The organism is Natrinema pellirubrum DSM 15624 (assembly GCF_000230735.2).
Taxonomy (GTDB): Archaea; Halobacteriota; Halobacteria; order Halobacteriales; family Natrialbaceae; genus Natrinema; species Natrinema pellirubrum.
The window spans coordinates 2,309,262-2,327,508 of sequence record NC_019962.1; the positions used below are offsets into that span (position 1 = coordinate 2,309,262).

The window sequence follows — 18,247 nt, forward strand, 5'->3', positions numbered from 1 at the left end:
GCCATCTCACCGGTCCGTGCGGCGCTCGAGGACTAGTATGATCGAATCCCGCATACAGCCACAGTCGGTCGGTCGAATCGTCACCGAACCGTTCGTCCTGTCGGTAGCCGTCGTCGACGCGCTCGTCGTCGTGGCGTTCATCGGCGTCGGCCTGTTCATGCACGCGATGGAACCGTGGACGTTCCCGGCCTACACCCTTCGAACGGCGACCCCGTTCGTGATCGGCTGGGCGATCGCTGCGCCGCTTCTCGGGGCCTATCGGGGACGAGTCCTCGAGTCGTTCGGGCGCACCCTCGCAGTCGTCGCCATCGCGTGGATCGCCGCGACCCTGATCGGCGGTCTCATTCGCTCGTCGTCGCTGTTCCTCGGCGGCGCACCGCCCGAGTTCCTGCTGGTCAACGCCGTCCTCGGGCTCGGTTTTATCCTCCCGTGGCGGCTGGCGGTGACGGCCGGCCACCGCTGGCGGGCAGGCCGCGCGTGATCCCGCTTCGATCATCGGCCACTAACCCGAACTCGTTCGGGACTACGGCTTCCCCGACTCGTCGACGACGTTCGACCGTGAGATGAGTTCCTGCTCGCTCTGCGGGCTGCCGATCCCCGACGAACCGGTGACCGCGGCCGACCTCGAGGGGACGTTCTGCTGTCGTGGCTGTCTCGAGGTGAGCGCGACCCTCGACGACGTCGATGGACTCGAGCGCGAGGCAGTAGTCGATCGCGCGCGGGAGTCGACCGACCGCGAGGTGCCGGCGGGGGCCGCGGAGACGTTTCTGGCGGTCGACGGGATGCACTGCTCGACCTGCGAGGGGTTCGTCTCGCTGCTGGGCGAGGACGAGCCGGGTATCCTGACCGTCGAGGCGAGCTACGCGACCGACACCGCCCGGGTCGTCTACGATCCCGAGCGGCTCGAACGGGCCGATCTCCCCGAGCGGCTCTCGGGCTACGGCTACGAGGCGCGGTTCCGCGACGGCGACGGCGGCCGGCGAGACGAGACGGAACTGATCCAGCGGCTGCTGGTCGGCGGCTTTCTCGCGATGTTGATCATGCCGTGGTACCTGTTCTATCTCTATCCGAGCTACGTCGGTATCGAGACGGGGATTCTCTCGGTCGACGCGACCTCACCGGTCGGAATCTACCTGCCGATGGCGATAATCGGGCTGTTGACGACCGGCGTCCTGTGCTATACCGGCTACCCCGTCCTGCGGGGCGCGTACGTCAGCCTGCGGGTCGGCCAGCCGAACATGGACCTGCTGATCGCCGTCGCTGCCGTCTCGGCCTACGCCTACAGCACGGTCGCGCTGGCGACGGGCAGTACCCACCTCTACTACGACGTGACCGTCGCCGTGATCATGATCGTCTCGCTTGGCACCTACTACGAACGCCGGATCAAGCGCCGGGCCACCGATCTGCTTGCGGACGTGACCGCCGCGCAGGTCCGGGAAGCAACACGCCGGCTTCCGGATGGGGGCGGGACCGAAACGGTCCCCGTCGATCGGCTCGCGGCCGGCGACGAACTGCTCGTCAAACCGGGCGAGCGGATTCCGGTCGACGGGATCGTCCGTGAGGGGACGGCGGCGGTCGACGAGTCGGTCCTCACGGGGGAGTCCCTGCCGGTCACCAAGGAGCCTGGCGACCGGGTCGTCGGCGGCGCGATCGTGACCGACAGCGCGCTCGTCCTCGAGGTCGGCGAGGACGCTGAGAGTACGCTCGACCGGATCGCGACGCTCATGTGGGAGATCCAGAGCGCGACCCCGGGCGTCCAGCGGCTGGCCGACCGGCTCGCGACGGTCTTCGTCCCTCTCGTCGTGACCGTCGCAGTCCTCGTCACGGCCTGGCGGCTCGCGACGGGGACGCCCGTCGGCGACGCCGTGTTGACGGGGCTGACGGTACTCGTCGTCTCCTGTCCCTGTGCCATGGGGCTGGCGACGCCGCTGGCGGTCGCGTCCGGACTGCGCGACGCCTTAGAGCGCGGGATCGTCGTCGCGAACGCGACCCTGTTCGAATCGGCGTCGGCCGCCGAGACGGTCGTCTTCGACAAGACCGGCACGCTGACCGCCGGCGAAATGTCGGTCCGTGAGGTCCACGGCGAGGACTCGGCGATCACGTTCGCCGCGGCCGTCGAACGCCGCTCCGAACATCCGGTTGCGGGCGCTATCGTCGCCCACGCTACGGCCGAGGCGTCCGAAAACGAGGGCACGGGCATCGACGACCCGGTCGCGTCCGACGGGGGCACCGTCGACGCCGCGGCGGCCGGTGACTTGCCACCTCGCGATCACGACCTCGCGGTGACCGACTTCGAGCGACACCCCGGCGAGGGAGTGAGTGCGACGGTCGGTCTCGAGGCGTCCGATCGGCCCGCGCCCGAGGAGCGGGCGTCCGAGCCGTCGGGCACGTCCCGTCGCCGCGTCGTGGTGGGGACGCCCGACCTCGTCGAGCGGCTGGTCGGTCCGATCCCGGCGGCACTCGAGGCGGCGATCGACGAGGCGCGAGCCGGCGGCGACCTTCCCACGGTCGTCGGCTACGACGGGCGGGCGCGGGCCGTCGCGGTCGTCGGGGACCGCCGACGGGCGGAGTGGCGCGAGGTCCTCGAGTCGGTCGCCGACCGCGAGGTGATCGTCCTGACGGGCGACGACGAAGCCGCGACGGCGACGTTCCGCGACCATCCGGCGGTCGATCGGGTCTTCGCGGGCGTCCCGCCGGACGGCAAAGTCGAGACCGTCCGGCGGCTCGCCGACGAGGGGACCACCGCGATGGTCGGCGACGGAACCAACGACGCACCCGCACTGGCGGCTGCGGACGTCGGGATCGCCCTCGACAGCGGGACCGCTCGCGCGACCGACGCCGCCGACGCCGTCGTGACCGGGAGCGATCTCCGCGCCGTCCCCGCCGTGTTCGATCTCGCAGCGGGCACACGACGGCGCATTCGCGAGAACGTCTGCTGGGCACTGCTGTACAACGCGGTCGCGATCCCACTGGCCGCAGCGGGATTGCTCAACCCGCTGTTTGCCGCCGTCGCGATGGCGACCAGCAGCGCAATCGTCGTCGTCAACTCCTCGCGGCCGGTGCTGTCGGACGATCGGTGACCCGGGGCCCGCGACGCCTCGAGGGCCAACGCCGGGCGTCTCCGCCTCGATACCGGTTCCGGATAACTGAAACGGCCGTTTTAGCTCGAGCCGGGTTTATGCAGTCGGATCTCCAACACGTTCGTATATGAACCGACGAGCGATGCTGTCGACAGTCGGCGCGGTAACGGGGGCGGTCGCCGGCTGTCTCGACGACGGTGCCGACGAGGGTCGAACCGGGAGCGAAACGGATCGATCTGACGACGATGACGCGGACCGGCCCGATGACGACGGGTCGGACCGATCCGAAAGAGGGGGTGAGAAGGCGACCGTTCGGAGTCGATTCGAAGAGGGGCCAGTACGTCCCGAGTGCAAGCGGGAGTCGGAACGAATCACGGTCGACGAAGGCGGCGACACTCGCGAGTACGAGACGGCGGCGACGATTCCGTATCCGGAGCCACCGACCGAGTTCGGGACGGCCGCGGTCGTCGACTTCGTCCGCGAGTTCGAGAACGCGTACGTGACCCACGAGGAACTCTGTAACCGGTCGGGGTCCGGCCGCGTCCTCAGCGTCTACTACGGCGTCCAAGACAGCGAACTGTGGGGAAAGAACCCGCACATCGTATTCCTCTATCGAGTCGGTGCCGTCGGGTCAGTACTCCACGAGGATGGTGCAGTTTCGGTCGCCGACGCTGCGCCCAGCGGCGTCGTCTACGCAGTCGACGAAACCGGCGCAGCCAGGGTCGAATACGACGACGCGACGACGGTGGAGCCGAACGAGCGGGAAGCCAACGCCCCAGACCCGCTCGCGGCGGGTGATCTCGTCACGGCCTTCGATTGAGCCGTTCCGGCGATCGGTGACGAGTTAGGCTTCGGACACCGACGCCATGGACCGCCGGTACCGCCGCAGCGTCTCGCCGTCCTCGTCTCGGAGTTCAACGATGAACTCCTTTTGACCGACCGTCTCCTCGAGGTCGGCCTCCCGGAACGTGACGTTGTACGGCGGTTCCTCGGTCCGTGTCACCTCGCTTCCACCGCTTGTCACGACGACGCTGTCGATCCCCTCGGAGTCGGAGAGTTCGCAGGTGATCTCCCCGTCCGCCCGCGTACAGGTGAGATCGGGGTTTACGTCCGCGCTCGAGCCGTCGTCGGAGGCAGGCTGGAAGTCGAGTATCATCGGCGAGATCGGGGCCGTCCCCAGAATCAGGACGATCGCGAGGAAGATCGAGAGGTTGATCTTGGACCCGTTACGGGCGATCGTCCGGACGATGGGCCGGTTTGCGGTCCGCCGGAGCCGGATCACCAGCGGGACGACGACGGCGTGAGTCAACGGCCCCCACAGGATGAGGGCGAAGCCGTAGGCCCGCACGTACTCGAGGATCGTCCACTCGACCCCGTAGGAAAACAGGAGGTTCGACGCCGTCCAGCAGAAGAAGCCGAAAAAGAGCAGGCCGACGCTCTTGAACAGCCGCCAGATCGGCGTGTTCGCGTAGTACACGCTCAAGATGTCACGCCAGGCCTGTTGGATGACTCGCCTGACGTACTCGAGCGGCGATGCAGTCGCGTCGGTGTCGGATGCTGTCATTCGTGCGTCGGTGATCGGTGGGTCGAGAGTCGGTTCGCCCGCGAGGGGCGGTCGGTTCGCCAGGGGTCGGGGGCCGATCGGTTAGGCCCCGATCGACCAGAGTTGCGTGAGCAGATACCAGTTCAGCAGGTAGGTGATCACGAACGCCGCGAGAAAGACCAGACAGAGGACGAACGTGCCGCGCATCTCGTAGGCGTGGACGGGGTCATCGGGATCCTGTGCCATCCCGAGACCGCCGTCGGCGACGAGGTCGGCGTTGTCGCCGTTCTCGACGCGGTCGCCAAAGACCAGCGAGCCGACCGCCACGAGGACGAACAACACGCCGCCGGCGATCGCGAGCAGGGCGAAGATCCCGAAGACCGCAAACAGCGGCGAGGCGGCCGAGAGGCTGAACTCGGTGCCGGGGATGTTCTCGACGACCTCGGCGGTTCGACGCGGAATCCCGTAGAGGATGCCCACGTACATCATCATCAGGACGGCCACGCCCATCGCGGCCGAGTAGAAATACGGCTGGATCGCGGCCAGCCGCTTGGAGATATACTGGCGCATGAACATCGTCCGGATCACGAAGAAGACCAGGCCCATGAACGCGACCGTGGTCCCGAGGACGACGGTGCCGTGGAAGTGCCCGACCGTCGCGAACGTGTTGTGCCAGGTCATGTTGAGTTGCAGCTGGCCCATCATGACGCCGGTGATCCCCCCGAGGAAGCCGAAGAGGATGATCGAGAAGATCGTCGACGAGAAGACCGGATTCCGCCATGGTGCGGACGTCAGCCAGCCGAACAGGCCGCCGCCTTTCCCGCGTTTACGCCGGCCGGCCTCGAGCCCGGCCGGGATGGTAAAGGCGTGGATCAGGCTCGCGAACGTCGCCCCGTAGAACGCGTAGGACGTGTTCCAGATCCGCCAGCCGGTCGAGACGGCGGGGTCGGACAGCAGGTGGTGTGCCGCCCCGAGGTTGATGAAGAACAGGTACAGAATAAAGGCCGTCCGCGAGATCTTCTCGCTGGCGACCTCCGCGCCCGCGACGACGTGTGTCACGAAGTACCAGACCGCGATCATCGCCACGAGGTTGATCTGCTGGGTGCCGTGGCCGATGATCCAGTACATCTGACGGTACCAGGCCGCGTCCCACCACTCGATGATCTCGAGACGCCACAGCAGGGCGGGACCGAACGCGAGTAGGCCACCGACCAGCGCCTCGACGGCGATGATCGACGTGACGAAGGCGGCGAAACTGACCAGCGGCAGCGTCTTGCCGGGGTTTTCGCGCTTCTCGAACCACATCGTCGCGAAGAACGGCAGCGCCGCGACGACCGTTCCCAGAATGAAAACGACCGCGCCAGCGTAGAACAGCGGCGAGATCGGCATCGGCACGTAGGCCGTCAACAGCGGTGCCTCGTTGGGTGCCTCGGTGGTCCAGATGGCGTAGTTGACCAGAACCGCCCCGGCGGCCATGACGAGCCAGCCGGCCTTCGCGATCTTCGTGAACGGCAGCCGTCTGCCAAGCACCATCGGCCCGCCGACATAGAGGATGGCGATCTCCATGAACACCATCCAGAAGATCAGCAGGTTCCAGGCGTGCAGGCTCAGGTGGGTGTAGAAGGCCCCGGGCTCGAGCAACCCGATGACTTCCCAGCGGGTCATCGCGACGGTGAAGGCGAAGATTCCACCGTATAGCAGGGCGACGACCGCCGTGAGCCCGAACAGTTTGATATGGTTCTCGGTGGAACGGTGGACCTCGAGCCCCGTTACAGAGCAGGTCCGGAAGCCGTCCTCGCGGTACTCGTTGTCGAACAGGCCGAGAACGTCCAGTTTGTGTGCCATCGTTATCCCTCCTCCACGACGATGGTGCCGTGCATGCTCCGGTGGCCCTGCCCACAGAACTCGTTACAGATGATGTGGTAGGTACCGGGTTCGTCGAAGGTCATCGGCACGACCCACTCGTAGCCGGGCAGCACCTGCAGGTTGATCTGTTTGCTCAGTGCGTCCTCGGGACGAAGCGAGAAGCCGTGTTGGACGTCCATCGAGTTGAGATGGAAGTCGTACTCCGTTCCCGTCTCGAGGACGACCGGTGCGCCGTCCCACTGGAACCGCATCGCCTGGAGATAGACGTCCTGTTCCGGCGGAACGAGGCCGTCGTCGGTCTCCTCGGCGCGCTCTTTGTAGTCAGTCAGCTTCTCACGGAACTCCTCGTCCTCGACGCGGAACGTCTCGCCGATGGGGTTCTGGTCGCCGACCCGGGTCCAGGCGCTCATCCAGCCAAAGAGGATCAGCGACCAGCCGACGCCGAGCCCGAGCCAGATCGATTCGCGCCTGTTGACGGGTTGGTCCCACCAGTTTCCGTCCGGGGGTTTGATCGGTGACGTCATTGAATCACCCCATGGGAACCGAGAAGACGTCTATCCAGCCCCACGCAACGTACGACAGCGCGAAAAACAGGAGCGCTGCCGCTGCGAGTAGCCAGATGCGGTCGTACAATCGTTGCATCGTTGGTTCTGATTCGGTTCGTTGTGATGGTGCCATAGCTCCGTTCGACCCGATCTCCTTGTGGAACTTGCATATCGATTCCCCCGCACATATTCCCATCAGAGCCGCTGAAGAGCCGAATAAACTGATGGCAGGTGCTAATGGTGACAGGACGGAGAAGGGATCGCGGCCGCGGTGGCGTCAGACTGCGGCGACGTACAGTTGGCCGAGGCCGGCCACGACCAGCACGACCCCCGCCAGTCGGACCACGCGGTCGACGTAGCCGGCGATGCGGCCGGCACCCAGTGCGTAGCCGAAGGCCGTCGCGACCGTGATCGCGACCGTCAGCGACCCGAACCCGACGGCGTACGTCCCGAGTACCAGCGCCGTCTCGAGCGGCGGCATCGTCAGCGACCGAAACGCGAGCCCGAGGAACAACGGGAGGACACAGGCGACCGCCGCCAGCGCGTACATCGCGCCGAAGAGGCCGAACCCGAGAACGGTCGACCGGCGCTCGGGCAGGAGGACGTGGACGGCACCACTGCCGCCGTAGGCCACCCAGAGCCCGAGTGCGATCAACCCGACGCCGACGCCGTACTCCAGTAGCGGCAACGTCTGGCCGACCGTCTCGCCCGCGACGACCGCGGCGACCGAGAGCGCGCCGAGAACCCCCACCGCGCCGGCGGCGGCAGCGAGCCCGCGGGCGAGCGTCCCCGACAGCGGCGGCGCGGTCTCATCACCGGTCGCGGCGACGTAGTAGCCGACGTACCCGGGCAAGAGCGCGTACGCACACGGTGAAAAGAACGTAGCGATGCCGGCACCGAGGGCGAACACCACGGTGCCGAGGAGTTCGCCACTCGCCATGTCACCCACCCCCGGCAGCGTCGATCGCCGATCGGATCTCGTCGGCCGATTTGCGCCCGCGACCGGACCACGTGACCGTATTCGATTCGTCCAGCACGAACGCGTACGGAACGCCCGAGGCGTCGAGGGCCTCCGTCAGTTCGAGATCGGTATCGAGTGCGACGGGCCAATCGCCGTCGTGATCGCGCCACCAGGTCGCGATGTCGTCTCGAGTGATGGTGTTCCCGACGGGTTCGCTCGTCGCGGAGACGAACTGGACCTCGTCGTCGACCGTCCCGTGGACCGCCGCGAGCGGCTCCATCTGGCTCTCACAGACGCCACACCAGGTGGCGAACAGTTCGACGAACGTCACGCGGCCACGTTCGGGAACGCTGGCGGTTCCCGCGGTACTTCCGGGTGCGTCGATCGTCTCGAGTTCGATCGGTTCGACGGCGTCGCCGCTCTCGAGGGGGTTCCATCCGCCGACCGCGAGCGCGCCGCCGCCGAGGGCGGCGAGTCCGGTGACTCCCACGAGGACCTCGCGACGGCGCATCGGTCACCACCCCTCCACGACGGTCCGTGCGTCTTCGACGATATCGTTGCCGTCGGGCGAGCCGCCCGTGTAGGCCCGCTCGACGACGCCGTCCTTGTTTACGAGCAGGATCAGGGACGTGTGGACGAACTGTCGGTCGTGGTCCATTTCATCGTGATCCGTCTCGTCGTCCCCGCCGTCGGACGACTCGTCGCCCTGCTCGAACGCGACGCCGAACGTGTCCTGAACGACGGCCTTCGCGTCGTCGGGCGTGTCCGGCCGGAGGAAATACCAGTTCCCAGCGTCGAAGTCGACGCCGTAGTCCTTGCCGTAGGACTCGAGGACGTCCGCCGTGTCGTATTCCGGATCGAACGTCGTCGGGAGGAAGGCGATCTCGTCCGCGTAGTCGCGATCGGTCGCATCTGCCTGCACTCGCCGCAGGGCGGCGGTCAGTCCCGTACAGACAGTCGTACAGCTGGTGTATATGAACGTCAGCATCAGGTGACGGTCGCCGGTGAACTCCGTGGTCGTGATCGAGCGCTCGTGGAGCGGTGCCGGGACCGTGGCTTCGGGAATCTCCTCCCCGTAAATCGGGTGCGGAAGCCCCGATTCCTTGATCCGCTCGTGGTTTTCCGGCGCTGATAGGACGGGCCTGTCGCCGTCGCTGTCGGCGCCGTTCAGGGACAAACACCCCGCGACGGACGCGCCGACGGCCGTCGCGCCCACTGTCTGCAGTACCGTTCGTCGATCGAGAGTCGGATCTGGGCGGTTCATGATAATTGCTCCTTGCGGCTGTCGGTGGTAAAGCGCTGCTCGGATTCCCGCCCCGGTAGAAACACGCGAACATGTTCGACAGCGACCCACCGAGCGGCGCGTCCGACGGACGGCTCGAGGCGTGCCGGCCGACCCGAGACACCGTCGTTCATGGCCCCTCCTCGAGTACGGGACGGGTTTTCTCGTTGAACAGTTCGATCGCGTTGACGACCTGCAACGGGAGTTCCGGCTGGGGGTCGGCCATCGCAGGCTCGTCGGTGGGGTCGGGCCAGCCGACGACGATGCGGCCTACGTTCCCGGCGACTTCGTGTGAGGTACAGACCTGCTGCGTGTCGACGTAATCGTAGACGCCCTCGGTATCGAAGGTGTGTTCGTACTCGGAGCCGACCCCGGTCAGTCGGTCGCTCCCCCACGGCTCGACGCTGCCGGGAGTTCGGTGCGGCCCATGGCTATCCTCGTGGTAGCCGGTGACGTCGTGGCGACCGGTCTCGACGAGCCACTCGACGGTCCCGCCGGGAACGACGTGGACGATCTGCGGGTCGAACTCGGGATACGGCCGGGAGTTCGCCGTGATCGTGACTGCCTCGGCAGGGGTGCCGAGTTCCCCAGCGTTTTCGGGCGGCTGCCCGTCATCCGACTGCTCGTCGCCGTCGGCGAGACAGCCCGCCAACGCGAGGCCGACTGTACAGGCGGTCGATCGAAGGACGGTACGGCGTGAGAGGTGTGTCATGGGTCTATGATGCGGTGTGGCGATCGATCGAACTGGTCTCGAGTCGTTGCCCTCACGCTCGTCTAGCAGGGCTAGCCGGTTCAACCGGTACGACAGTTCTCGGGCGGTAAGAGGAGGGGCGTACATGTTCAGACGATCAATAAAAAGAGGCCGTTCGTCGCGGCGGGACTCGGCATCGGGCGTTCGTTCGACCGTCGGCGACGCCCCGTCGAGGGCGACGCCGGTCAGCCCGCAACGACGAGCGTCTCGAGAACGATCGCCAGCAGGATCGCCCCGAGATAGTAGTTCGAGACGTAGAACGACCGCAGCGCGACCTCGTCGGTCGGCTGCCGGAACTGGCGGACCACCGACCGCAGGAAGACGGCGCCGAGGGCGACCGACGTGATGCCGTAGACCCAGCCTAAGCCGGCCACCCATCCCAGGCCGCTGGCGGCCAGCAACGTTGCGCCGAGGTAGAACGCGATGTGGCGACGCGCCGCGGCGACGCCTTCCGCGACCGGGTACATGGGAAAGCCCCCACGCGCGTAGTCGTCGCGATACGCGATGGCGAGACTGTAGAAGTGGGCGGGCGTCCACAGGAAGATCACCGCCGCGAGGGCGACGGCGGGAAGCCCGACGCGCCCGGTGACGGCGACCCAGCCGATGACTGCGGGCAACGCACCTGCACCGCCGCCCAACACCGTGTTCCAGGCCGTGTTCGGCTTCAGCACGACGGTATAGAGGGCGGCGTAGTACCCGATCGCAGCGAGGGTAAACACCGCTGCGAGCGCGTTGACCCACGTCAGGAGAACGGCCATCGACACGGCCGTGAGCCCGACCCCGAACGCCACGGCGTTGCGCGCCGGCACGAGGTCGTGGACGAGCGGCCGATCCGACGTTCGGTCCATCCGCCGATCCCGGTCGCGCTCGTAGACGTGATTGAAGGTTCCGCTCGCTCCGATCGCGAGGACGCCGCCGGCAAGCGTCGCAAGCGCCGTCGACGGCTCGAGCGTCGCCCCGGAAAGCGTCGCCAGTCCCATCCCCGCCAGCGCGACCAGACAGAGCAGCCACATCAGTCGCGGTTTGGTCAGGGTCAGGTACGCGCCGATCGTCCGTTTGAGCCGGGCGCTCCGACCGGTCGGCTGCGGGGCCGTCGCCGGGTCGCCGCCCGCGTCATCGCCGCTGGTCGGCGACTCGGGCGTCGGCGTCAACCGGTCCGTCTCCTCCTCGAGCGTGCCGTCATCGAGGGTGAACACGAGCGCGACGAGGAGACAGGCGAAGATGGCCATCGCGAGCGCGAGGTGGACGGGGCCCGCGACCGACGGGCCACCGACGGCGATGGTCGCGCCGAGGAGGACCTGGACGGGAAAGAGAACGAGCGCACAACCGATGAGGGCGGCCACACGGCGGTTGACCTCGACCCGGCGGGCGGCGAGCCCGGATGCGAGGACGAGGCAGCCGGCCACGAGCGCCGCCACGCGATGGCCCCAGTAGAGGAGGGTGTCGCCGGTGGCCGAGCCGATGATCGGATCGGTCGAGCAGGTCGGCCACGCGCTGCAGGCGGCCGCGCTATCGGTCGTCGAGACGGCGGTCCCGAGCGCCACGAGGACGTACGCCGCGATTACCGTCGCTGTCAGTAGATCCGCGAACCGTCGTCGGCTGTGTTCCGTTGTCATCCGTGAGTTATCTTCCGGCCGCTACCGTCCCCGTTTCCGCGGTCCCGCGATCGGTCAGTCGCCCGATCCCTCCGTCGCTCGACGGCGTTAGACACGCCAGATGACGGTCACGACGTCGTCGTCGCGTTCGACCGTCTCGTAGCTGTAGCCGCGGTCGTCCAGTTTCGGGAAGAGGAACTGGGGAACGCGATCGTTTCGCTGGACGAGAACCGTCTCGTCGGGTAGGTCGACGAGCGTCTCGAGCGTCCGCTGGAGCGGCTCCGGCGGCCCGGCCGATCGGACGTCGATCGTCTCCGTTTGTCGGTCGTCCGGTGCGTCGGTTCGGTCGACGATCGAGGCTGGCGATTGCATAGGTGTCGGTTCAAGCCGGTATCGGCTATCTCTGCTCCCGTACGTGTTCGGTCACCGGTCGGCCGGCTCGATCAGGCCTCTACTTTCGGGAACGTCGCGACGAACTCGTCGGGTGCGACTTGTTCGACCTCGTAGCCGTCGGCATCGAAGCTCTCGACTTCGGCCTCGAACTCGTAGAACAGCGGTTTGGGCTCGTGATCGTTGACGATCGTCAGCGCCTCGCCCGGCTCGAGGGCCTCGAACTCGTCGTGGATGGTCGGATGGCGGTTCACCGGCGGGATGTCCCTGACGTCGAGTCGCGTCATGCAACCCGTACTCGGATCGAGTCCCGCATCGGCGTTTGCACGAATATGTTCGGTACTCGTTCGGAGGTGGACCCGCGGGGCCTACGCATGCTCGATGAGGACGTGCCAGACACCGCCCTCCCGTTCCCGACTCTCGTGGGTGAACCCGCGATCGTCGAGGACTTCGTAGAGCGGCTTCGGCTCGAACGGGGCGATCAGCCGGAGCCGTTGTTCGGTCTCCAGTTCCTCGAGGGCGGCCATGATGTCGTCGAACGGCGGTCCATCGATCTCGCGGACGTCGAGCGTTCGTTCGGTGGATTCGGTCGCCATCGGTTACACGTTCCGGCCGCGGACCGATGGTCGTTCGTCCGAACGTGTTCGAGCAGGACGAACTTCCCAGTCGGTAGGAAATGGGCGAACATATTCGTAACTACCGGGATATAGATTCGAACGGAACACGTTCGTATGGCCCAAGCAACACTCAGTCTCACGATGCCCGAGGAGGTCTGGATCCAACAGATATCGACGGATTACCCCGAATCGACCTTCCGGGTGCTGGCCGCCGTCCCCGGCTCCGAGTCCGGGTTCGCTCTCGTCCGGATCGCCGGCTCGTCGGTGCCGGAGGTGATCGAGGACATGAACGATCACCCCCAGCTCACCGAACTCACGCTGGCCCAGTGGAGCGACAACGAGGCGACGGTCCACTTCGAGACGACGGCCCCGCTGTTGCTGTTTTCCTCTCGAGAGTCGGGGATGCCCATCGAGCTACCGGTGGAGATTCAGGACGGCGAGGCGAAAATCGAAGTGACCGGTTCCCGCGAACGCCTCGCCGAACTCGCCGAACAGCTCGAACACTTCGGGCTCCAGTACCGGATCGAACACGTCCGCGAACGACTCCACGAGAGCCAACTGCTCTCCGAGCGCCAACTCGAGGTCGTCGTCGCTGCGGTCGACGAGGGCTACTACGACACCCCGCGGCGCTGCTCGCTGACCGATCTGGCGGATCACTTGGACATCGCCAAGTCGACCTGCAGCGAGACGCTCCACCGGGCCGAGGAGGCGATCGTCAAGCGGTTCGTTGAGGACCTCCCGGGACTCGACGACGAGGAGGAACTCGAAGAGCAACTCGCGACCAGCTAAGTCGGGTCGTCTGTTCGTTATACGTCCGTGCGCGCGATCCGAGTCTCCGATGCTCGGGCCAGCCGTTAGTATAGCACCCCTCACTTATACTCACGAACATGGTCGCATTGATTTTCAGCCGTTGGAAATCGGCTCGATGCTTCATCCGAGTAGGGTTGTGAGTCCCGGAGTGAGGATCCACAAATGAACGATTTGAAGTGCATGCCGTCGAGTAGCCCCGGCATGACACCAGTGTCATATACAGAGGTGTTCTGATCTAATGAGTACGGACGACGAATCATTCCACCCGCTCGGCGAGGAGTGGGAAGACGAACTCGAGTCGATGCTCGACGATACCGAGTACGACAGCGAACTCGGTATGGAGATGGCCCAAGACGCGATGCGGGTCACGAAGGGCGAACTCTCCGAGGCCGAATTCCACGACCGCTACCACGAGGAGGTCATGGAGGAGTTCGGCGAGGACGAGCGCCCGACCAAGGAAGCCTACGAGGCGGCCCAGGAGGAGGCGAAAGGAACTGCCTCCAGAATGCTCGACAAGTTCGACGGCGACGGCGACGAAACCCGTCGTGAAACCATGAAGAAGATGGGGGTCGGCGCTGCGGCCGTCGGGATGGGCGCGTTCGGTACCGTCGCCGAGGGCCCCGAGAACAGCATCGCGGAAGAAGGGGGCCACGGCGGTCCCCGACAGGAGACCACTGAGGAAAGCGACACCCAGTGGGGGATGACGATCGACCTCGAGCGCTGTGACGGCTGTCTCTCCTGTATGACCGCCTGTACCGAGGAGAACGACATCGATAAGGGGGTCAACTGGATGTACGTGATGGCCTGGGAGGACGAAAACCACAGCGGCCCCGGAGAAGAAGGCGGCACCGACGTTTACTCCGACTTCAACCTGGGAAGCGACTACAACATGCTCGTGCGGCCGTGCCAGCACTGTACGGACGCCCCCTGTGAGAAGGTTTGTCCGACCACGGCCCGCCACACCCGCGACAAGGACGGGATCGTCCTGACCGACTACGACGTCTGTATCGGCTGTCGGTACTGTCAGGTCGCCTGTCCCTACGGCGTCAACTACTTCCAGTGGGACGAGCCCGACGTCGCCTACGAGGACATCGACGGCCTCGAGAACCCCGAGGATCCCGACGAGATCACGCACGCCGAGTACGAACACGGCGAGCGCTGGGTCGACAGCCGCGCGCCACGTGGCGTCATGAGCAAGTGTACGTTCTGTCCAAGCATGCAGGACGGCCGCCAGGGCGAGGAACACGTGGGTACGACTGCCTGCGAACGGGCCTGTCCGCCGAACGCGATCCAGTTCGGGAACGTCAATGACGAGCGCAGCGATCCCTCTCAGCACCGTGAACACCCGTCCAAGAGTCGCGCCATCGTTCACTTGACGAACGGGACCGAGAGTCCCAAATCCGCTCCGACGGCGGATCAAATCGATAGCGCTCTCAGCCAGGGCGACGACCTCGAGACCGCGATCGAACAGATCGACGGGCTCACCGAAGACATCCTCGCGGTCATGAAGTCGATCGAGATGGTCAGCGAGGGTCTCGAGCCCGGCGACGAGGAGAACAATTCCATCCTCCAGAACGAACAGGCCATCATCTCGGCGGTCGAGACCTTCCAGCAGTACGTCGACCTCGATACCGAGGAGGCGTACGATACGCTCGGACTCGGCGACGGTAGCGAACAGGACGTCCAGATGCGACTCAAGCAGTACACGGGCGATCCGAGTTCGTTCCAGCTGCTCGAGGACGTCGGGACGAACCCGAACGTCACCTACCTCGGCCAGCAGCCCGGACCGGAGGCCCACCAGGTCGAAGGGCCGACCAAGTACGAGGACGCCGGCCTGCTCGACAAGCGTCAGGAGTACCTCGACGAAGAGACGGTCGGACGTATTGACGGGGTGTCGCTATGAGTACGAAGGAGCCGACCGAAGCGGACATCCTCCGCCCGATCAACACGTTCACGAAGAAGTACATCATCCTGTACGGGGCCGCTGCACTGGGCCTCGTCGCCTTCCTGATCGCGTGGGCCTACCAGCTCCAGAAGGGGCTGATCGTTACCGGCCTCGGCGACTGGGGGAGCGGCGGTGGCTCGACGTGGGGCCTGTACATCGGCGCGTTCATCTGGTGGGTCGGTGTCGCACACGGCGGCATTATCCTCTCGGCTGCCGTCCGACTGCTCGGCATGGACCGCTATATGCCGATCGCCCGACTCGCGGAGATGACGACGATCGGTGGCCTCTCGGCCGCCGGCTTCTACATCCTGGTCCACATGGGTCGTCCGGACCGGATGGTTACGAGCGTCATCGGTCACTACCACATCACGGTTAACAACTCGCCGCTAGTGTGGGACGTGACGGTCATTACGGCCTACTTCGTGCTGTCGGCGACCTACCTCGGACTGACGCTTCGCTACGACATCAGCCGGCTGCGCGACGATCTGCCGGACATGTTCGAGCCGGTCTACAAGATCATGACGATCGGTTACTCCGAGAAGGAAGACGAAGTCATCGACCGGATGGTCTGGTGGCTCGCGGCGGCGGTCATCATCATGGCCCCGCTCCTGCTCCACGGCGGCGTCATCCCGTGGCTGTTCGCACTGCTCCCGGCGATGCCCGCCTGGAGCGGTGGGATTCAGGGGCCGATGTTCCTCGCCATCGCACTGATGTCGGCGATCAGCGGCGTGATGATCATCTCCTATGCGTTCCGTCGTGCCTACGACTGGGACCACATCATCACCGACGACATCTTCCGCGGGCTGCTCCTGTGGCTTGGCTTCTTCACCCTGCTGTTCCTCTGGTTCCAGCTGCAGGCCAACATCAACGGCGTCTTCCTCGGTCCGACCAACAGCGCGGTCGCGGCCGAAGCGAAGATGGCCCACCCGCTGTATCAGATGGCGATGGCGCTGGCCTTCCTCACGCTGGTCTATATCTTCCTGCAGGCGATTCGCCCGTCGCTGTTCAGTAAGAAACGGGCGCTGATCGCCAGCTGTGCGATCCTCACTGCGACGCTGACCGAGAAGATCCTGTTCGTCGTCGAAGGGTTCCTGCACCCCACGTTCGACATCTACGCCAACACGCCCGGGACCTACTTCCCGAGCGCGATCGAATGGCTCTCGCTCGTCGGAACGGCCGGATTGGTTGCACTTTTATTCCTCAACCTCTCGAAGCTCGTTCCCGTGGTCGAACTCCACGCGGTCGAACACATGCGCGGCGACCACGAACACGGTGACGACGCGACCGAACCGGAGGTGGAAGCATGAGTTCAGCACTGGCACTCTCGTCGACGCTGCTGTACCACGGCTACGACGGGACCAGCGGCTTCACCGGCTTCGCCAACGAAGGGACGTGGGTGATCTTCGCGATCATCCTGGTTCCGGTCTACATCATGCTCGCGGCGTGGTTCCTCGGTGAACCTCGCGACACGAAGTCCGGGCTGATGGGCGTTGGCTATCTCGTCGGTCTCACGACGTCGATGTGGGTCGGGATGTTCGTCCTGACCGTGCTGATCGGCGTCGTGTTCTACGGTGGCCCGCCGGAGCCGATCAGCAGCGTCGGCCCGCCGTAACCGAGTCGTATCGCGTTCGAACGTCCGTTCCGTTTTCACATTTTTCTCGTAGCCGTACCCCGATAGCAACGGCTTCGATGGCCGAACCATCACACGTATCCCGTTCGATCCCCTTCATTCGTATCACACAGCCACTATGAGCATCACTGAACACGAACTCGAAATCAAACTCGAGGGGGTCGAGGACCCCGACATCGGCGAGGACATCGTCTCGCTGGGGCTGGTCAACGACGTCCGGATCGACGACGAGACCGCCCGGATCTCGCTGGCCCTCAACGCGCCGTATGCGCCCTCGGAACTGGAACTTGGCAACCGAGTCCGTGACGTCATCGAAGACGCCGGCCTCGAGCCCGACCTGCGGGCACACGTCGACGAGGACCACGGCTTCGATCAGGAGGTCCTCCCGCGGGTTCGCAACGTCATCGCCGTCTCCTCGGGCAAAGGCGGCGTCGGCAAGACGACGGTCGCGGCCAACCTCGCGGCCGGCCTCCAGAAACGCGGCGCGATGGTCGGGCTACTCGACGCCGACATCCACGGGCCGAACGTCCCCCAGATCCTGCCGGTCGAGAGCGAGCCTGGCGTCACGCCCAACGAGGAAATCGTCCCGCCGCGATCGGACGGCGTCCGCGTCATCAGCATGGGGATGATGATGGAAGACGAGGACGACCCCGCAATCTTGCGCGGCCCGATGGTCAACAAGTTCATGATGAAGTTCCTCGAGGGCGTCGAGTGGGGCCGACTCGACTACCTCATCGTCGACCTGCCGCCGGGGACCGGCGACGCGACGCTGAACCTCTTGCAGTCGATGCCGGTGACCGGGTCGGTCGTCGTCACGACGCCTCAGGAGATGGCCCTGGACGACACCCGCAAGGGGATCCAGATGTTCAACAAACACGACACGCCGGTACTGGGCGTCGTCGAGAACATGAGTTCGTTCGTCTGTCCGTCCTGTGGCGACCAGCACGGGCTGTTCGGGACCGGCGGGGCCGACACCATCGTCGACAAGTACGACGTGCCGTTGCTGGGTCGGATCCCGATCCACCCCGACTTCGGGGCCGACGGCAGCGAAGGGGCCCTCGTCAAGGACGACGACAGCGAGGTCCAGGACTCCCTCGAGGACGTCGTCGGCGAGATCGCCGACCGGATCGGCGAGCAGAACCGCCGCAAAGTCTCGGAGAACGTCTCCCACGAACCGACGAACAAGCTGCCGACCGAGACGGAAGACTGACGCCTCGACGGCCGCCGCCAGA

Annotated in this window: 19 protein-coding genes; 8 read left to right on the forward strand and 11 right to left on the reverse strand. The window is 65.7% G+C overall.

What is annotated here, in order from left to right; genetic code table 11:
* Positions 1–37: 37 nt before the first annotated feature.
* From NATPE_RS11125 to NATPE_RS11135, 3 genes are all read left to right on the forward strand, one after another.
* A complete protein-coding gene (locus NATPE_RS11125; protein ID WP_006181560.1) occupies positions 38–481 on the forward strand; it encodes a DUF3054 domain-containing protein in 444 nt (147 codons plus the stop codon).
* Positions 482–563: 82 nt separating this feature from the next.
* Positions 564–3,080, forward strand: coding sequence for a heavy metal translocating P-type ATPase (locus tag NATPE_RS11130; protein ID WP_006181561.1), 2,517 nt, complete (start codon positions 564–566; stop codon positions 3,078–3,080).
* Positions 3,081–3,207: 127 nt separating this feature from the next.
* Complete coding sequence (locus NATPE_RS11135) at positions 3,208–3,900, forward strand: hypothetical protein (RefSeq protein ID WP_241432754.1); 693 nt, start codon at positions 3,208–3,210, stop codon at positions 3,898–3,900.
* A 24-nt stretch (positions 3,901–3,924) separates the two neighbouring features.
* On the opposite strand, the gene NATPE_RS11140 is transcribed toward NATPE_RS11135, so the two are convergent.
* The 11 genes from NATPE_RS11140 to NATPE_RS11195 form a co-directional block, all read right to left on the reverse strand.
* Positions 3,925–4,644: a hypothetical protein gene (locus NATPE_RS11140; protein ID WP_006181563.1), complete on the reverse strand. Its 720-nt coding sequence runs from the start codon at positions 4,642–4,644 to the stop codon at positions 3,925–3,927.
* A gap of 81 nt (positions 4,645–4,725) precedes the next feature.
* Positions 4,726–6,468 (reverse strand): cytochrome c oxidase subunit I, encoded by a 1,743-nt coding sequence (locus NATPE_RS11145; RefSeq protein ID WP_006181564.1) that lies wholly within the window; start codon positions 6,466–6,468, stop codon positions 4,726–4,728.
* Between the two features lie 2 nt (positions 6,469–6,470).
* Positions 6,471–7,013: a cupredoxin domain-containing protein gene (locus NATPE_RS11150; RefSeq protein WP_006181565.1), complete on the reverse strand. Its 543-nt coding sequence runs from the start codon at positions 7,011–7,013 to the stop codon at positions 6,471–6,473.
* Between the two features lie 298 nt (positions 7,014–7,311).
* Complete coding sequence (locus tag NATPE_RS11160; protein ID WP_006181567.1) at positions 7,312–7,974, reverse strand: cytochrome c biogenesis protein CcdA; 663 nt, start codon at positions 7,972–7,974, stop codon at positions 7,312–7,314.
* Position 7,975: 1 nt separating this feature from the next.
* A complete protein-coding gene (locus tag NATPE_RS11165; protein WP_006181568.1) occupies positions 7,976–8,506 on the reverse strand; it encodes a TlpA family protein disulfide reductase in 531 nt (176 codons plus the stop codon).
* A gap of 3 nt (positions 8,507–8,509) precedes the next feature.
* Complete coding sequence (locus NATPE_RS11170; protein WP_015299057.1) at positions 8,510–9,259, reverse strand: SCO family protein; 750 nt, start codon at positions 9,257–9,259, stop codon at positions 8,510–8,512.
* A gap of 148 nt (positions 9,260–9,407) precedes the next feature.
* The gene (locus tag NATPE_RS11175; protein WP_006181570.1) at positions 9,408–9,989 is read right to left on the reverse strand and encodes a plastocyanin/azurin family copper-binding protein; all 582 of its coding nucleotides are present in this window, start codon (positions 9,987–9,989) and stop codon (positions 9,408–9,410) included.
* 224 nt (positions 9,990–10,213) lie between these two features.
* Entirely contained in the window at positions 10,214–11,644 is a 1,431-nt protein-coding gene (cyoE, locus tag NATPE_RS11180; RefSeq protein WP_015299058.1) for a heme o synthase, read from the reverse strand.
* A gap of 87 nt (positions 11,645–11,731) precedes the next feature.
* Positions 11,732–11,995 carry a DUF2249 domain-containing protein gene (locus tag NATPE_RS11185; RefSeq protein WP_006181572.1) on the reverse strand — a complete coding sequence of 88 codons (264 nt, stop codon included), beginning with the start codon at positions 11,993–11,995 and terminating at the stop codon, positions 11,732–11,734.
* 71 nt (positions 11,996–12,066) lie between these two features.
* Positions 12,067–12,300, reverse strand: coding sequence for a DUF2249 domain-containing protein (locus tag NATPE_RS11190; RefSeq protein WP_006181573.1), 234 nt, complete (start codon positions 12,298–12,300; stop codon positions 12,067–12,069).
* Between the two features lie 81 nt (positions 12,301–12,381).
* On the reverse strand, positions 12,382–12,609 hold the full coding sequence (locus tag NATPE_RS11195; RefSeq protein ID WP_006181574.1) for a DUF2249 domain-containing protein: 228 nt from the start codon (positions 12,607–12,609) through the stop codon (positions 12,382–12,384).
* A gap of 135 nt (positions 12,610–12,744) precedes the next feature.
* On the opposite strand from NATPE_RS11195, the gene NATPE_RS11200 reads away from it, so the two are divergent.
* The 5 genes from NATPE_RS11200 (at position 12,745) to NATPE_RS11220 (ending at position 18,225) form a co-directional block, all read left to right on the forward strand.
* Complete coding sequence (locus NATPE_RS11200) at positions 12,745–13,419, forward strand: helix-turn-helix domain-containing protein (protein WP_006181575.1); 675 nt, start codon at positions 12,745–12,747, stop codon at positions 13,417–13,419.
* A 259-nt stretch (positions 13,420–13,678) separates the two neighbouring features.
* The gene (locus NATPE_RS11205) at positions 13,679–15,343 is read left to right on the forward strand and encodes a 4Fe-4S ferredoxin N-terminal domain-containing protein (RefSeq protein ID WP_006181576.1); all 1,665 of its coding nucleotides are present in this window, start codon (positions 13,679–13,681) and stop codon (positions 15,341–15,343) included.
* Positions 15,340–16,692, forward strand: coding sequence for an NrfD/PsrC family molybdoenzyme membrane anchor subunit (gene nrfD / locus NATPE_RS11210; protein ID WP_006181577.1), 1,353 nt, complete (start codon positions 15,340–15,342; stop codon positions 16,690–16,692). The genes NATPE_RS11205 and nrfD overlap by 4 nt, the downstream gene beginning before the upstream one ends.
* Positions 16,689–16,997 carry a hypothetical protein gene (locus tag NATPE_RS11215; protein WP_006181578.1) on the forward strand — a complete coding sequence of 103 codons (309 nt, stop codon included), beginning with the start codon at positions 16,689–16,691 and terminating at the stop codon, positions 16,995–16,997. The genes nrfD and NATPE_RS11215 overlap by 4 nt, the downstream gene beginning before the upstream one ends.
* 136 nt (positions 16,998–17,133) lie before the next feature.
* Entirely contained in the window at positions 17,134–18,225 is a 1,092-nt protein-coding gene (locus NATPE_RS11220) for an Mrp/NBP35 family ATP-binding protein (RefSeq protein ID WP_006181579.1), read from the forward strand.
* Positions 18,226–18,247: the final 22 nt, after the last annotated feature.

Excerpts from the sequence above, each read along its gene's own strand:
- NATPE_RS11200 (WP_006181575.1), top strand. The coding sequence starts at position 12,745 with ATGGCCCAAGCAACACTCAGTCTCACGATGCCCGAGGAGGTCTGGATC.
- NATPE_RS11130 (WP_006181561.1), top strand. The coding sequence starts at position 564 with ATGAGTTCCTGCTCGCTCTGCGGGCTGCCGATCCCCGACGAACCGGTG.
- NATPE_RS11195 (WP_006181574.1), bottom strand. The coding sequence starts at position 12,609 with ATGGCGACCGAATCCACCGAACGAACGCTCGACGTCCGCGAGATCGAT.
- NATPE_RS11185 (WP_006181572.1), bottom strand. The coding sequence starts at position 11,995 with ATGCAATCGCCAGCCTCGATCGTCGACCGAACCGACGCACCGGACGAC.
- NATPE_RS11190 (WP_006181573.1), bottom strand. The coding sequence starts at position 12,300 with ATGACGCGACTCGACGTCAGGGACATCCCGCCGGTGAACCGCCATCCG.
- NATPE_RS11170 (WP_015299057.1), bottom strand. The coding sequence starts at position 9,259 with ATGAACCGCCCAGATCCGACTCTCGATCGACGAACGGTACTGCAGACA.
- NATPE_RS11160 (WP_006181567.1), bottom strand. The coding sequence starts at position 7,974 with ATGGCGAGTGGCGAACTCCTCGGCACCGTGGTGTTCGCCCTCGGTGCC.
- nrfD (WP_006181577.1), top strand. The coding sequence starts at position 15,340 with ATGAGTACGAAGGAGCCGACCGAAGCGGACATCCTCCGCCCGATCAAC.
- NATPE_RS11165 (WP_006181568.1), bottom strand. The coding sequence starts at position 8,506 with ATGCGCCGTCGCGAGGTCCTCGTGGGAGTCACCGGACTCGCCGCCCTC.
- cyoE (WP_015299058.1), bottom strand. The coding sequence starts at position 11,644 with ATGACAACGGAACACAGCCGACGACGGTTCGCGGATCTACTGACAGCG.
- NATPE_RS11125 (WP_006181560.1), top strand. The coding sequence starts at position 38 with ATGATCGAATCCCGCATACAGCCACAGTCGGTCGGTCGAATCGTCACC.
- NATPE_RS11215 (WP_006181578.1), top strand. The coding sequence starts at position 16,689 with ATGAGTTCAGCACTGGCACTCTCGTCGACGCTGCTGTACCACGGCTAC.
- NATPE_RS11145 (WP_006181564.1), bottom strand. The coding sequence starts at position 6,468 with ATGGCACACAAACTGGACGTTCTCGGCCTGTTCGACAACGAGTACCGC.
- NATPE_RS11205 (WP_006181576.1), top strand. The coding sequence starts at position 13,679 with ATGAGTACGGACGACGAATCATTCCACCCGCTCGGCGAGGAGTGGGAA.
- NATPE_RS11135 (WP_241432754.1), top strand. The coding sequence starts at position 3,208 with ATGAACCGACGAGCGATGCTGTCGACAGTCGGCGCGGTAACGGGGGCG.
- NATPE_RS11220 (WP_006181579.1), top strand. The coding sequence starts at position 17,134 with ATGAGCATCACTGAACACGAACTCGAAATCAAACTCGAGGGGGTCGAG.
- NATPE_RS11140 (WP_006181563.1), bottom strand. The coding sequence starts at position 4,644 with ATGACAGCATCCGACACCGACGCGACTGCATCGCCGCTCGAGTACGTC.
- NATPE_RS11150 (WP_006181565.1), bottom strand. The coding sequence starts at position 7,013 with ATGACGTCACCGATCAAACCCCCGGACGGAAACTGGTGGGACCAACCC.
- NATPE_RS11175 (WP_006181570.1), bottom strand. The coding sequence starts at position 9,989 with ATGACACACCTCTCACGCCGTACCGTCCTTCGATCGACCGCCTGTACA.